Origin of the sequence: Spinactinospora alkalitolerans (assembly GCF_013408795.1) — a bacterium.
GTDB classification, from domain to species: domain Bacteria; phylum Actinomycetota; class Actinomycetes; order Streptosporangiales; family Streptosporangiaceae; genus Spinactinospora; species Spinactinospora alkalitolerans.
Window position 1 is genome coordinate 4,634,922 of sequence record NZ_JACCCC010000001.1, and the last position, 14,316, is coordinate 4,649,237.

The 14,316-nt window shown below is 71.7% G+C and carries 9 protein-coding genes; 1 reads left to right on the forward strand and 8 read right to left on the reverse strand.

What is annotated here, in order from left to right; all coding sequences use genetic code 11:
- Positions 1-12: 12 nt before the first annotated feature.
- The 4 genes from HDA32_RS20570 to ppdK all read right to left on the reverse strand — a co-directional run bounded on the left by HDA32_RS20570 (position 13) and on the right by ppdK (position 6,601).
- A complete protein-coding gene (locus HDA32_RS20570) occupies positions 13-1,035 on the reverse strand; it encodes a LacI family DNA-binding transcriptional regulator (protein WP_246334435.1) in 1,023 nt (340 codons plus the stop codon).
- 292 nt (positions 1,036-1,327) lie between these two features.
- Positions 1,328-2,578: a deoxyguanosinetriphosphate triphosphohydrolase gene (locus tag HDA32_RS20575; protein ID WP_179644768.1), complete on the reverse strand. Its 1,251-nt coding sequence runs from the start codon at positions 2,576-2,578 to the stop codon at positions 1,328-1,330.
- 71 nt (positions 2,579-2,649) lie between these two features.
- A complete protein-coding gene (locus tag HDA32_RS20580; protein WP_179644769.1) occupies positions 2,650-3,654 on the reverse strand; it encodes a YdcF family protein in 1,005 nt (334 codons plus the stop codon).
- Positions 3,655-3,925: 271 nt separating this feature from the next.
- Positions 3,926-6,601, reverse strand: a complete 2,676-nt coding sequence (gene ppdK / locus HDA32_RS20585; protein WP_179644770.1) for a pyruvate, phosphate dikinase — start codon at positions 6,599-6,601, stop codon at positions 3,926-3,928.
- A gap of 467 nt (positions 6,602-7,068) precedes the next feature.
- On the opposite strand from ppdK, the gene trhA reads away from it, so the two are divergent.
- On the forward strand, positions 7,069-7,752 hold the full coding sequence (trhA, locus tag HDA32_RS20590; RefSeq protein WP_312863431.1) for a PAQR family membrane homeostasis protein TrhA: 684 nt from the start codon (positions 7,069-7,071) through the stop codon (positions 7,750-7,752).
- Between the two features lie 273 nt (positions 7,753-8,025).
- Here the strand turns inward: trhA and HDA32_RS20595 are convergent, their stop codons facing one another.
- The 4 genes from HDA32_RS20595 to HDA32_RS20610 form a co-directional block, all read right to left on the reverse strand.
- The gene (locus HDA32_RS20595) at positions 8,026-9,414 is read right to left on the reverse strand and encodes a glycine--tRNA ligase (protein WP_179644772.1); all 1,389 of its coding nucleotides are present in this window, start codon (positions 9,412-9,414) and stop codon (positions 8,026-8,028) included.
- 313 nt (positions 9,415-9,727) lie between these two features.
- Entirely contained in the window at positions 9,728-10,024 is a 297-nt protein-coding gene (locus HDA32_RS20600) for an antibiotic biosynthesis monooxygenase family protein (protein WP_179644773.1), read from the reverse strand.
- 12 nt (positions 10,025-10,036) lie between these two features.
- Positions 10,037-10,261 carry a hypothetical protein gene (locus HDA32_RS20605; RefSeq protein ID WP_179644774.1) on the reverse strand — a complete coding sequence of 75 codons (225 nt, stop codon included), beginning with the start codon at positions 10,259-10,261 and terminating at the stop codon, positions 10,037-10,039.
- A gap of 6 nt (positions 10,262-10,267) precedes the next feature.
- On the reverse strand, positions 10,268-13,960 hold the full coding sequence (locus tag HDA32_RS20610) for a bifunctional glycosyltransferase/CDP-glycerol:glycerophosphate glycerophosphotransferase (protein WP_179644775.1): 3,693 nt from the start codon (positions 13,958-13,960) through the stop codon (positions 10,268-10,270).
- Between the last annotated feature and the right edge of the window lie 356 nt (positions 13,961-14,316).

The window sequence follows — 14,316 nt, forward strand, 5'->3', positions numbered from 1 at the left end:
TGGTCGCAGGGGTCACGGGTTCGGGGCCGCGGCGCTGCTCATGCGCGGGATCAGCCGGGCGGGGACGACGTGCCGGGTCGGAGCGGCGCCCTCGCCGTTCTCCAGGAGTTCGAGGAGCACCCGGATGCTGCGCCGCCCGACCTCGCCGAAGTCCTGCCAGACCGTGGTCAGCGGCGGAGTGAGGAACTCGGCCTCGGGCACGTCGTCGAAGCCGACGACGCTGACGTCCTCGGGCACCCGCACCCCGGACTCGTTGAACGCCCGCAGCACGCCGACCGCCATCTGGTCGTTGGCCACGAAGACCGCGGACACGGCGCGGTCGCGGGCGAGCCGCAGCCCGATGCCGTATCCCGACCTCGGGCTCCAGTCGCCGTAGACCGGCTCCGGCGCCGGGACCCCGGCCTCCTGGAGCACCTGGCGCCAGCCCTGGACGCGCCCCTCCGCCTCCAGCCACTCCGGGGGGCCCGCGATGTGGTGCACCGTGGGGTGGCCCAGGCGCAGAAGGTGCTCGGTGGCCATGCGGGCGCCGCCGACCTGGTCGACGCAGACGACGGGGACGCCCGGTCCCCGGCCGCCCTCGACCGCCACCAGCGGGCGGTGACCGACGAGGTCGGCGAGCGCCTGCACCGCGGCGCGCTGCGGCGCGATGACGATGAAGCCCTCCACCGACTGCTCGGTGAGGTAGTCCAGCGCCTCGCGTACGCTCCGGCGCGTGATGGTCTTCAGGCTGACGATGCTGACGAAGTAGCCGGCCTCGCGCGCCGCCTGCTCGATGCCGAACAGCGTGCTGGCCGGGCCGTACAGGGTCGTGTCGAACGCGATGACGCCGAGGACGTTGGTGCGGCGGGTGACCAGCGCCCGCGCCGAGGAGTTGCGGTGGTAGCCCAACTCCTCGATCGCGGCCTGGACCCGCGCCTGCGTCTCGGTCCGGACGTTGGGATGGCCGTTCAGCACGCGGGAGACGGTCTGGTGGGACACCCCCGCGAGCCGGGCGACATCCGCCATGACCGGGCTGCGCCCGTTCGGGGACGGCATGGTCGTTCGACACCTCGCGAAACATTTGGTTAACGCCGCTGTGACGTGGGATACATTGTTAGCGCTAACATTGAGCGGGGTCAAGAGGGGACGTGAAATTTCGAGAAAGTCCGGCGCGGGAACGCGGAACGAGGAGGCGGCGAGGAGGGCCTGCCTTGCGGTCGGCCGGGTGACGGGCGCCCCGGAGGGAAAAGCGGCACCGAGGGCGGCGGTCGCCCTCGCCGCCGCTTTTTGCAGACCGCTCGCCACCCGGCGGCGGACAGGGCCGCACAGCGGGCAGGAGCCGCACGGCTTAAGCGGCGGCCAGGCGCCGGTGCCGGGCCATGGCGGAGGTGTCGGTCAGCGAGGCCACCTGGTCGATGACCACGCGCAGCGCCGCGGCGTCGTCGGCCGCGCGCTCGTAGTCGTCGCGGAACGGCTCGTCCAGGGTGCCCGGCGCGCCCGTGCGCACGGCGGCGACGAGTTCGGCGATCAGCGCGCGCTCGCGCGCCTGGTACTCCCTGGCCTCCGAGCGCGCCATCACGTAGTGGGCCGCCACCGACTTCAGCAGCGCGCACTCCAGCAGTCGGCGCCGGGGCACCACGAGGGACGCGGCGTAGCGGGTGAGCGGGGCCGGACCGTGGGCGTCCCTGGTCGCCTGCTCGGCCCCGCGGCAGAAGCGGCCGATGAGCTCGCTGGTGAGGTTCTTCAGCGCGGCGAGCGAGCGCAGGTCGCCGTCGTAGCGGCGGGGCCAGTACGGCTCGGCGACCAGCGCGTCGAACACCTCCTCCAGCTCGGCGGGCTCGGCGTCGGCGTAGACCCTGGCCGCGAGTTCGCACAACTGGGAGCGCTCGCTCCGGCTGCGCAGCGCCTCCAGCCGGACCAGTCCGGCGTGCAGCCCGTCCTCCAGGTCGTGCACCGAGTAGGCGACGTCGTCGGACCAGTCCATGACCTGGGCCTCGAAACAGGTCCGGGTGCCCTCGACGCCCTCGCGCACCCAGGCGAAGACCTCGGCGTCGTCGGGGTAGCAGTTGAACTTGCGGGCGGCGGGCCCGGCGCCGCGGGGCCACGGGTACTTGAGGGTGGCGTCGAGCGTCGCGCGGGTGAGGTTGAGGCCCGCGCTGCGCCCGTCGCCGGCCAGGACCTTGCCCTCCAGCCGGGTGAGCAGCCGCAGGCTCTGGGCGTTGCCCTCGAACCCTCCGCAGGCCGCCGCGGCCGCGTCCAGCGCGGTCTCCCCGTTGTGCCCGAAGGGCGGGTGCCCGAGGTCGTGGGCCAGGCAGGCGGCCTCCACCAGATCGGGGTCGCAGCCCAGGGAGCGGCCGAGTTCGCGGCCGATCTGGGCGCACTCCAGCGAATGGGTGAGGCGGGTCCGGGGGAAGTCGCCGGCCCCCGGCTGGACCACCTGCGTCTTGGCGGCCAGTCTGCGCAGCGCGAAGCTGTGCAGCACCCGGGCGCGGTCGCGCTCGAACGGCCCCCTGTTCCGGTTTTTGGCGGGCTCGGCGATCCAGCGCCGCCGGTCGTGGTCGGTGTAGGCGGGCGTCGACGGCCGTTGGAGCGCTGACATGGTGCTTCCGACCTTACGCGGGCGGGGAGACCAAAACCCGGCACGCGCCGCGCGCCGGATCGCGCCGTCGGCTACGCGGCGTCGATGTTGATGTCGGAGCTGTTTCCGAAGATCCAGTAGTACCAGAGCGAGGCGGTCTCGCGGGTGATGTACCACAACTGGGTCTCGCGCTCCTGGACGGCCGGGCCTGAGCGGGCCGGCGAGGTCGTGGCCTCGATGTCGAAGTCCTCGGCCATGATGCGGGAGCGCAGCGAGTGCCAGGGGTCGGTGACGATCACCGCGGTCGTCCACCCCTGCTGCCGGAAGACCTCGGAGACGGCCTCGATGCTCTGCAGGGTGTCGCTGCCCTCCCCGATCGCGACCACCTGCTCATCCGGGACGCCCCCCTCCACCAGCCAGTCGCGGCCGCTGCCGCCCTCGGTGTAGTTGTCACCGGGCTGGTTGCCGCCGACGGTCACGATCATGGGGGCGACGCCCTCCTCGTGGAGGTGGGCGGCCTGGTCGAGGCGGGCCTCGAAGATCGGGGACGGCCTGCCGTTGTACTGGCTGGCGCCCAGCACGATGATGGCGTCGACCGGCGTGCGGTCGTCCTGCCTGGCGACGTACCAGACCCATCCCCACGTGCCGACGGGCAGGGCGACGGCGACGAGCAGCACCAGGGCGACGACGTGCCGGAACCGGAACCCGCGCCGCCGTCCCGGCCGGGGGGCGCGCGGGTCCTCTCCGGACCGCCGGGACCGCGGCCCGCGCTCGCCACGGGCGCCGCGCCCCGGACGCGACATGGTGCGGGTCGCGTCGGGGGAAGGGCCGTCGGCGGGGTCGACCCGGGCCTCGTCAGCGGCGGCGCGGGAAAAGACCCTGGTCCGATCGGAGGTCTCGGCCTCCCACGGGGTGTCGCCGCGCTCGGGCCGGACGAACTCCGCGGTGGGCTCCGGCGCCCGCACCGGATGCTCCCGCTCGGGCTGCGCCTGGGCGCCGCCGCGGACGAACACCCGCGTCGCTTCGGCATCCGGTGAGGCGCCGAGCGGATGCTCCCTGCGCGGCCCGTCACCGCGCTCGTCTCCGGATGTCCGCACGTCTCACCCCCTGAATCGGCCTGTGACCCGCCCGACGACGACCGAGGTCGACCGGAAGGCGGGACGGCGGGCGGCGTCCCGGACGGTTCTCCCGGTCCGTCCCGGCCGGCAAAGCGTACTGGACGCCATCCGCCGACGCATGGTCGAGCCAATGCTATGAGACCGCCGCGGTGCCGCCCACTTCCGCGCAGGGCCGCGCCGAAGCCCGCCGCGCACGGAAGGGGCGTGCGGCGCGGGTCCGGACCCGTGCCGCACGCCCCCGCGGTCGCCGCTACCGGGCGGCGGCCCGGCCGGCCTCCAGGCGGGCGACGGGTACCCGGAACGGCGAGCAGGACACGTAGTCCAGCCCGACCTCGTGGAAGAAGTGCACCGACGTCGGATCACCGCCGTGCTCGCCGCAGACGCCCAGCTTGATCCCCGGACGCGCGGCCCTGCCCTCCTCCACGGCGATCTTGATCAGCCGGCCCACGCCGTCGACGTCCAGGGACTCGAACGGCGAAATGCCGAAGACGCCCTTCTCCAGGTAGTTGGAGAAGAACGACGCCTCGACGTCGTCGCGGGAGAAGCCCCACACCGTCTGGGTGAGGTCGTTGGTGCCGAACGAGAAGAACTCCGCGTTCTCGGCGATCTGGCCGGCCGTCAGGGCGGCGCGGGGCAGCTCGATCATGGTGCCGATCGGGTAGTCCAGCTCGACGCCGTACTCCTCGCCGACCTCGCGCAGCACCCGCAGCGACTCCTCGCGGATGATCTCCAGCTCCTGCACGGTGCCGACCAGCGGGATCATGATCTCCGGGCGCGGCCGGCCGCCCGCCCTGATCCGCTCCGCCGCGGCCTGCGCGATCGCGCGGACCTGCATGGTGAACAGGCCGGGAACGACCAGGCCCAGCCGCACGCCGCGCAGGCCCAGCATCGGGTTCTGCTCGTGCAGCCGGTGCACGGCCTGCAGCAGCCGCAGGTCGTTCTCGTGCTTCTCACCGCGCGCCTCGGCCACGGCCACCCGCACCGACAGCTCGGTGATGTCGGGCAGGAACTCGTGCAGCGGCGGGTCGAGCAGCCGCACGGTCACCGGCAGCCCGTCCATCGCCTCGAAGATGCCGACGAAGTCATCGCGCTGCAGCGGCAGCAGCGCGGCCAGGGACTCCTCCTGCTCCTTCTCGGTGTCGGCGAGGATGAGCCGCTCCACGAGCGCCCGCCGGTCGCCGAGGAACATGTGCTCGGTGCGGCACAGGCCGATGCCCTGGGCGCCCATGCGGCGGGCGCGCTGGGCGTCCTCGGGGGTGTCGGCGTTGGCGCGGACGTAGAGCCGGCGCGCGGCGTCGACGTAGTGCATGATCCGGTGCACCGCGCGCACCAGGTCGTCGGCCTGGTCGGAGGCCGGGTCGATCTCGCCGTCGAAGTAGCGCACGATCGGCGAGGAGACCACCGGGACCTCGCCGAGGAAGACCTCCCCGCTGGTGCCGTCGATGGAGATGAGGCCGCCCTCCTCGACCACCTCGCCGCCCGGCGCGGTGAGCCGGCGGTTCTTGGTGTCGATGTCGAGCTCCTCGGCCCCGCAGACGCAGGTCTTGCCCATGCCGCGGGCCACCACGGCGGCGTGCGAGGTCTTGCCGCCCCGGCTCGTGAGGATGCCCTCGGCCGCGATCATGCCCTCGAGGTCGTCGGGGTTGGTCTCGCGGCGGCACAGGATGACGTTCTCGCCGCTGCGCGACCACTTGATCGCGGTGTAGGAGTCGAACACCGCCTTGCCCACGGCCGCGCCGGGCGAGGCGTTCATGCCGCGGCCGAGGCGGTGGCGCTCGGCGGCCTCGTCGAAGCGCGGGAACATCAACTGGGCGAGCTGGTCGCCGTTGACCCGGGCGACCGCCTCGTCCAGGGTGATCAGGCCCTGGTCGACGAGCTGGTTGGCGATGCGGAAGGCCGCGGCCGCGGTGCGCTTGCCCACCCGGGTCTGCAGCATCCAGAGCTTGCCGCGCTCGATGGTGAACTCGATGTCGCACAGGTCGCGGTAGTGGTTCTCCAGCCGCTCCATGATGTCGAGGAGCTCGCCGTAGCTCTTCTTGTCGATCCGCTCCAGGTCGGCCAGCGGGACCGTGTTGCGGATGCCGGCGACGACGTCCTCGCCCTGGGCGTTCTGCAGGTAGTCGCCGTAGATGCCCTGCTGGCCGGAGGCGGGGTCGCGGGTGAAGGCCACACCGGTACCGGAGTCCATGCCGAGGTTGCCGAAGACCATGGAGCACACGTTGACCGCGGTGCCGAGGTCGGTGGGGATGCGTTCCTGACGGCGGTACAGGACGGCGCGCGGCGCGTTCCAGGAGTCGAAGACCGCCTTGATCGCGAGCTCCATCTGCTCGCGCGGGTCGGCGGGGAACTCGCGGCCGGTCTCGTCGCGGACGATGCCCTTGAAGGTCTGGACCAGCTCCTTGAAGTCGCCGGCGTCGAGGTCGAGGTCGTTGGTGATGTCCTTGCGCCGCTTCACGTCCTCGATGGCGTCCTCGAAGAGCTCGCCGTCGATGTCCTGGACGGTCTTGCCGAACATCTGGATGAGGCGGCGGTAGGAGTCCCAGGCGAACCGCTCCTCGCCGGCCTGGGCGGCCAGGCCCTGGACCGACTCGTCGTTGAGGCCGATGTTGAGAACGGTCTCCATCATCCCGGGCATGGAGAACTTCGCGCCGGAGCGCACGCTGACCAGCAGGGGGTCGTCGGCCTGGCCGAGGCGCTTGCCCATCGCGCCCTCCAGCGCGGTCAGCTTCTCGGCGATCTCGGCGTCCAGCCCCTCGGGCACGCGACCGTGCTCGAGGTAGTGCCGACACGCCTCGGTGGTGATGGTGAACCCCGGCGGAACCGGGAGACCAAGGTTGGTCATCTCCGCGAGGTTCGCGCCCTTACCGCCGAGGAGATCCTTGAGATCCTTGTTCCCCTCGGTGAATTCGTAGACGTACTTGGGCACGGGGTGCTCCTTTTCACGGCCGCTTGACCTCGAATGGGCGCGACTCTACCCGGCCGACCGAAAAAACACTGTCACCACACCCTCATATCAACGTTTGCGCAGCTCATAGCTATCCGATTGGTCTAGTCCAGAGGTCTAGGCAAAAAAGCCGCGGAGACCCAGGTCACACCGCGTTCGCCGATACCCCGAGGCGACAATGGAGCAGGTCAGCCGGTTTCACGGCGGCCAGGGGTCGCCGGACGCCCGACATTGATCCAATGCGCCGGCGAACGGGGTGCGGGCTGTGCCGAGGACCACATCACTACCGATGAGTAACCTACGGTTGCGTAGGTAGAGTTTCCCGTGGGGAGGACGGTCCGCGCCCATGGCGCGGACGGCCGCCGAAGCGCCGAAGCGACGGAGATGGGAACGTGTCAGCAGAGCAGTCCGACGACACACTCAGGCGCGACACCGAGGAGGACCCGCCCGTGGAGCACGAGGGCCCGCTCTCCCGAGCGTCCGACCTGCTGGAGGCGGTCAAGCCGCGGCTCCGCGGCTGGCTGCACCTGGGCACCGCACCCTTGGCCCTCGCGGCGGGCATCGTACTCGTCTGCCTCGCGCCCACGGGGCTGTCCCGCGTCGCCAGCGCCGTGTACGCGGTGAGCTCGGTGCTGCTGTTCAGCACCTCGGCCATCTACCACGTGGGGCGCTGGTCGCCCCGCGGCATGGCGGTCCTGCGGCGGATGGACCACTCCAACATCTACCTGATCATCGCCGGCACCTACACGCCGTTCGTACTGCTGGTCCTGGACGGCGCGCTGCGCGCCGCGATGGTCTCGCTGATCTGGGGCGCGGCGATCGCCGGCGTGCTCTTCAAGGTCTTCTGGCTGAACTCGCCGCGCTGGCTGTCCACCGCGCTCTACATCGCGGTCGGCTGGGCCGCCGTGCTGTTCATCCCGCAGCTGATCGGCGGCACCCACCCGGCCACCTGGATCCTGATCCTCGTCGGGGGCGTGCTCTACAGCGTCGGGGCGCTCGTCTACGGCCTGAAGCGGCCCGATCCGGCGCCGCGCTGGTTCGGCTTCCACGAGATCTTCCACTCGCTGACGATCGCGGCCTACGTCTGCCACTACATCGCGGTGTCCTTCGTCGTCTACACGGCGGCCCACTGACGCCGGTCCCGCGGGCTTCGGGGCCGTACGGGCAAGGCTGCCGCGAGAGTGCGCGCCGTCACTGCCACCTGCGCGGTCGGAGGCGACCCGGCGCGCACCTCGCGGCCGAGGCGCACCGGCGAAGCGTGCGAGCCAGGACTCGGCCCCCGCTTCGGCGGCGAGGCGCGGCCACGGAGGGCTTACGGGCATCCGCAGGCGAACCGGGCCGCACTCTCGCCGCAGCCTCCCGTGGTGCCGCACCCCAGCGGCGTCCAAGAGACCTTCGAAGCGCCCCTAGCAGCCGGGGAGCCGCTCCAGCAGGTACATCTCGACCCGGTCGAGCGAGACCCGCTCCTGGCTCATGCTGTCGCGCTCGCGCACGGTCACCGCGTCGTCGTCCAGGGTCTCGAAGTCCACCGTGACGCAGAACGGCGTGCCGATCTCGTCCTGGCGGCGGTAGCGGCGGCCGATCGCGCCGGCGTCGTCGAACTCCACGTTCCAGCGCGCGCGCAGCCGGGCGGCGAGGTCGCGGGCCTTGGGCGAGAGGTCGGCGTTGCGCGACAGCGGCAGCACCGCGGCCTTGACCGGGGACAGCCGCGGGTCGAGCCGCATGACGGCGCGCCGCTCCATCTTGCCCTTGGCGTTGGGCGCCTCGTCCTCGTGGTAGGCGTCCAGCATGAACGTCAGCAGGGCGCGGTCCACACCGGCCGCCGGCTCGATGACGTAGGGCACGTAGCGCTCGTTCTTCTCCTGGTCGAAGAAGGACAGGTCGATGCCGGACTTCTCCGCGTGCGTCGTGAGGTCGTAGTCGGTGCGGTTGGCGACGCCCTCCAGCTCGCCCCACTCACCACCGACGAAGTTGAAGCGGTACTCGATGTCGACGGTGCGCTTGGAGTAGTGCGACAACTTCTCCTTCGGGTGCTCGTAGAACCGGAGGTTGTCCTTGCCGATGCCCAGGTCGACGTACCACTGCATGCGGGTGTCGATCCAGTACTGGTGCCATTCCTCGTCGTCGCCCGGCTTGACGAAGAACTCCATCTCCATCTGCTCGAACTCGCGGGTGCGGAAGATGAAGTTGCCCGGCGTGATCTCGTTGCGGAACGACTTGCCGATCTGGCCGATGCCGAACGGGATCTTGCGGCGGGCGGACTGCTCGACGTTCTTGTAGTTGATGAAGATGCCCTGCGCGGTCTCCGGGCGCAGGAACGCCAGGCCGCTCTCGTCCTGCACCGGGCCCAGGTAGGTGCGCAGCAGGCCGTTGAACATCCGCGGCTCGGTGAAGGAGTTCTTCGCGCCGCAGTTGGGGCAGGCGAGGTCGGCCAGGCCGTTCTCGGGCTCGCGGCCGTGCTTGTCCTCGTAGGCCTCGACGAGGTGGTCGGCGCGGAACCGCTTGTGGCAGGACTGGCACTCGGTCAGCGGGTCGACGAACGCGTTGACGTGGCCGGAGGCCTCCCAGACCTCACGGGCCAGGATGACGCTGGAGTCGAGGCCGACGATGTCCTCGCGCTGCTGCACCATCGAGCGCCACCACTGGCGCTTGACGTTGTTCTTCAGCTCCACGCCCAGCGGGCCGTAGTCCCAAGAGGCGCGCAGACCCCCGTAGATCTCGCTGGAGGGGTAGACCAGGCCTCGGCGCTTGGCGAGGTTGACCAGGGTGTCCATAGCCTCTGACTTGGCGGCCATAGTTAGATGACTCTCCATCCGGCTGGCGGTCGGCGGATCGCGGAGAAGGCGCGATGCTCGAAACGGTGAGTGCCCAGCTTATTGGACGCACAGGCACTGACATGCACCAACGACGATACGTGTCGGCGGCGGCCGCTTTCGACCGGTTTTCGCGCGGCGTCCGCTCGATGCCCGCTCGGTCCGCTCGCCGATGTCCGACGATCGGTTTCGCACAGGGGGCGGCTGTCGCGGTGCGCGCAAGCCGCCGGCGGCACAGCGGACCCGGACCCTGAGACTCCCGCCCCGCCCCGCGAACGCGGCGGTCGAAGCCCGCTCAATCCTCGGCCGGGCGCCGCGCGACCACCTCGAAGGCGGTCGGCTCGTCCCTGGCCAGCGACAGCAGCGGCACGGCCGCGACCTTGACGTCGTAGTCCGACAGCGCCCTGCGGTAGTACCCGGGGCCCTCCCACTCGGTGACGACGGTCCACAGCCCCGGCTCGTCGGCCGCGCGCGCCACGGATCCGCCCAGATAGCCGGGTCTGCGGGCGAGTGCGTCGAGCGCCCCGCCGGCGCGGGCGACGAAGTCGTCGGAGTCCTCGGGGGCGACGTTGTAACGGGTGATGACGATCACCGGCCCATCGTCTCACCGATCGGCGCACGCCCGCTCGAAGTCCACCGCCCCGTCCATGCGGCGCTTCCACTCCCGCTCGCTGAGCGGCCGGTCCGCGCGCTCGCACGCCTCGTCGAACCACACCTCGGGGTCCCACTCCCCGAAGCCGATGCCGGTCGGGTCCCCGGTGACGAGGATGCCGCCGTCGGCGCTGCCCGGACCGGTGAGGCGCGCTCCCCGGCGCAGGAAGGGCGCCACCGCAGGTCAGTCGGTACCGAAGACCCGGTCCACCACGCGGGCGGCGGCGTGGCCGTCGTCCAGCGGGCAGAACTGCTCGGTGAAGGCCCGGTACTTCGCGCCGTAGCGGTCGGCCACCTCGCCGATGTCGCTGATCGAGGCGATCACGTCGTCGGAGTGCAGCAGCAGCGGCCCCGGGGCGGTCTCCTCGAAGTCCAGGTAGAAACCGCGCAGGTTGTCCCGGTAGCTGTCGATGTCGTAGGTGAAGAACAGCATCGGCCGGCCGGTGTTGGCGAAGTCGAACATCATCGACGAGTAGTCGGTGACCAGGACGTCGGTGATCAGGAACAGCTCCATGACCTCGGGGTAGAGCGAGACGTCGTAGACGAAGTCGCGGCCCACGATCGGCACGCTGTCGACGACGCGCGGGTGCCGGCGGACCAGCAGCACGTGGTCGTCGCCGAGCTTGTCGTACATGCGCTGCAGGTCCAGGTGCAGGTCGAGCTTGTGCTTGCCGCGGGTGTAGTACTTGTCGTCCCGCCAGGTCGGCGCGTAGAGGACGACCTTCTTGTCCGCGGGCAGCCCGAGCCGGCGCCGGGTGCGCTCGGCGATCGCGTCGCGTTCGGGCGCGAAGAAGATGTCGTTGCGCGGATAGCCGGTCTCCAGGATCTCGCCGTCGAAGCGGAACGCCCGGCGCAGGATCGGCGTGGCCCACGGGCTGGGCGAGACCAGGTAGTCCCACTGCGCGGTCTCCCACGCGAGCTTGTCGTGGTAGTCCCTGGACTTGCCGCGGATGTTCTCGATGTCGAAGCCGATCCGCTTGAGCATCGAGCCGTGCCAGGTCTGCACGACGACCTGGCCGGGACGGCGGGCGAACCAGGCGGGCTGGCGGGAGTTGGTCACCAGGTACCTGGAGCGGGCCAGCGACTCGTAGAACTCGCGGCCGTTGTGGCGGACCCGCGTGAGGTCCTCCGGCAGGTTCACCTGGCCGTCGCGCACCAGCCAGGACATCGGGTAGTCGGCCCAGCGCCCGCCGCGCGAGCGCAGTTCGGCGTAGACGCCGTGCGGGCTGTCGGAGAACTGCCGGCCGGTGTAGCTGTCGAAGAGGATCTCCTCGCGCAGCCCCTCCTCGCGCATCCGCGGGTAGAGCTCCTCGCGCAGCAGGCGCTGCGCGAACGTCCCGCGCTCGTCGGGCCGCAGGTCGCTGCCGACCTTGAGCACCGGGGTGTCGAAACCGCTGTCGGCGAAGGTGTAGGCGCGCTCCGGCGTCTCCGTCTCCAGGGGCAGCTCCCGGACCAGGCCGGGGGAGAGCTCGGCGCCGACGTCGGTGCTTCCGCCGCCGGACAGGCGCACTCGCGCCCAGAGCCGGTAGGTGCCGGCGGACAGCGGGAGCGTGCCGGAGAGGGTCGGGATGTCGGCGGGGGTGAACGTCGCGCGAAAAGCCTCGCCGTCGCGGACCAGCGCGAAGGAGTGCTCCTCGTCGCGGCCCTTGGCCTTGAAGACCAGGTCGGCCTCTGACTCCGCCGCGTAGTGGCCGGTCAGGACGAGGTCCCGGCCGGACCATCGGGCGCCCTGGATGATCGGGTTCGCCCAGCCCGCCCGCAGCCGCAGGTGGCCGGTGCTGGTGCGCCGGACGGCGATCTCACGGTGGCCGTCGCCGACGGCGTGGCTGAGCGTCTCCACCTCGTCGGGCAGCACCAGCGGGACGGTCTCGCCCTCGGGCGTGCGCAGTTCGGCCCGCCACTGCTCCTGGCGCAGTCCGGCGCCGCCCTCGTTGACAGCGCGGGCGAGCAGGTCGGCCGCCGGGATCCGGGCGTCGAAACGGGCGCCGACGGCTTGGATCGGGTACTCAAGGACGGCCGTGCCCGGCAGCCGGGTGAGCCGGAGCACGTGCGAACGCGCCGCCGGAGGGGCCACGAACTCCCCGCTGAGCTCCAGTTCGGCCGCCCCGGCCCGGTCGATGCGGTGGCCGGTGACCTTGGCCTGCAGCGGCGCGACGGCGATGCTCAGCCGGGCTTCGTCGTTCCAGGCCGGGCGGATCCAGACCTCGTCGGCGACCTGGTGGTAGGGCGGGCGCTCCGGGGGCCCCGAGACCGGGTTGGCGACGGCCCTGCGGCGCACCAGGCCGCGGTTGATGACGACGAGCTCCAGCCGCCATTCGGTGGCCCGCCACTCCCCCGACAGCCGCAGCCGGTCGGGGTCGACGGTGATCTCGAACCCGCCGTAGTCGTGCCGGGCGGCGTCGGGCAGGTCGGGCAGCCGGTACTCGGCGGCCCGCTGCACCTTGACCGGAACCGGGATGCGCCGGCCGGCCTCGTCGTTCACCGCGAAGGCGAGGAGGTGCTGCTGCCAGCGCCGACCGGCCCGCAGGTGCCGGATGCCGACGCGGCCGCCGACGACCAGTCGGCCGTCGCGCCACTCCACGCGCTCGGTCTTCTGGCGCACTTTCAGCTCGGAGTCGAGCCGGTAGATCTCGCGCGGGACGTCGGCGGCGGCGTCCTCGAAGAAGGGGTAGCGGATGTAGTAGTGCAGTCCCCGCCGCACCACCGGGGCCTTCTTCAGCTCCACGCTCTTCTGGAACGTGACGGTCTCCAGCAGGCGGGCCGACTCGCGCTTGCGCACCAGGTAGTAGTTGAGCCGGTGCAGGGCCGGGAGCCCGTCCAGCACCGCGCGGCCCACCGTGTCGAGGTAGGCGTTGACGAGGTCGAGGAAGCGCCCCCGGGCCGCCTCGTCTGCGTCGTCCAGCCGCAGCAGCACCCGGCGCAGGTCGCGGCGGAGCGCGGTGTCGTTCCACAGGTCGCGCTCGGCGCCGGCCAGGGAGGCGCCGAGGTCGGTGACCGCGCCGATCCGCCGGGTCAGCACGTCGATGTCGCTGAGGTCCTCGTGCTTCTCCCGGTCCCTGCGCAGGTGGACCGGTGCGGGCAGGACGTCGACGGCCGCGGCGGCGAAGTGCGCCCGCACGACCAGGATGTCGGTGTCGGCATCGGAGAGCTCGGTGCCGGACGTGCCGACAGTGCCGGCGGTGCTCTCCCAGAAGGAGCGGCGCCACGCCTTGTTGCCGATCAGCCGGTCAGCGAGCAGGACGGTGGCGTCGCGCACGTGGACGCCCGTCCGGGCCCGGGTGAAGACCGCCCGGTGGCCGGCCGACGGCCGCGAACCGAGCTCGTTGAACCGGTGGACGTTGCCGGTGGCGAAGTCGGACCCGCTGGCGTCGAGGGAGCCGGTGAGGTACTCCAGGGCGTAGCCGGTCAGCGCGTCGGCGCCCTCCAGGAACACCAGGTACTCCCCCGCCGAGTGCGCCGCGCCGCGCCGCCGCGCCTCGGCGTGGTCGGGCGCTCCGTCGTGGAGCAGGACGACCGGGGCGCCGCCCAGCCGGGTGCCGTCGACCTCCTCCGCGACGGTCAGGCCCTCGGCGCGCAGGGTGTCCGCGGCCTCGGTGTCCGCGGCCTCGGTGTCGTCGTCTTCGGCCGCGTCGCCTTCGGCCTCCGCCGCACCCTCGGCGTCGCCCTCGCCCTCGTCGGCGTCACCGTTCGGGGCCCGGTCGGCCTCCGGCTCCGCGCCGCCGACGGCCCCGGCGGTGGGATCGGGATGCGGCAGCACCGGGACCAGGACGATCTCGACATCGGCCATGTCCATGCTCTGCCCGGCCACCGAGTCCAGGCAGTGCTGCAGGTGGGGCTCTGTGACGTCGAATGACACGATGACGCTGAGCTTCGGCACGGAAAAACAGTCTCCCCGTCGTTTCTGCGGAAAAGAGAGCGCGGAGCCGAATGAGGGCACGGCTCGGCAGTTTGAAGGGTAAAGGATACGTCGCTTTGCGTAAGCGTCCGGCAAGTCTCCGGTCAAGCCCCCGTTCACGGTGCCGGCACCGCGGTCCGCCACTTCTCCTCTTCCCCTTCCCCTCCAAATTAGCGGGTGGGCCGGGTGCGGACCGCCACGGCGCGCGCCGGCGCCCCGCGGAGCAGGTGCTTCCCGCCCGCGGCGCCCGCACCGCCGGTGCCGCCGGTGCCGCCGGAACCACCCGCCGCGGCCGGGCGGGCTAGGCTTCGAACTGCCCGACGATCGCGCCGTCCGGA

What these genes read in the sequence shown, in the direction of transcription:
- HDA32_RS20575 (WP_179644768.1), bottom strand. Translation starts at nt 2,578, where the DNA reads ATGTCAGCGCTCCAACGGCCGTCGACGCCCGCCTACACCGACCACGAC.
- HDA32_RS20570 (WP_246334435.1), bottom strand. Translation starts at nt 1,035, where the DNA reads ATGCCGTCCCCGAACGGGCGCAGCCCGGTCATGGCGGATGTCGCCCGG.
- HDA32_RS20595 (WP_179644772.1), bottom strand. Translation starts at nt 9,414, where the DNA reads ATGGCCGCCAAGTCAGAGGCTATGGACACCCTGGTCAACCTCGCCAAG.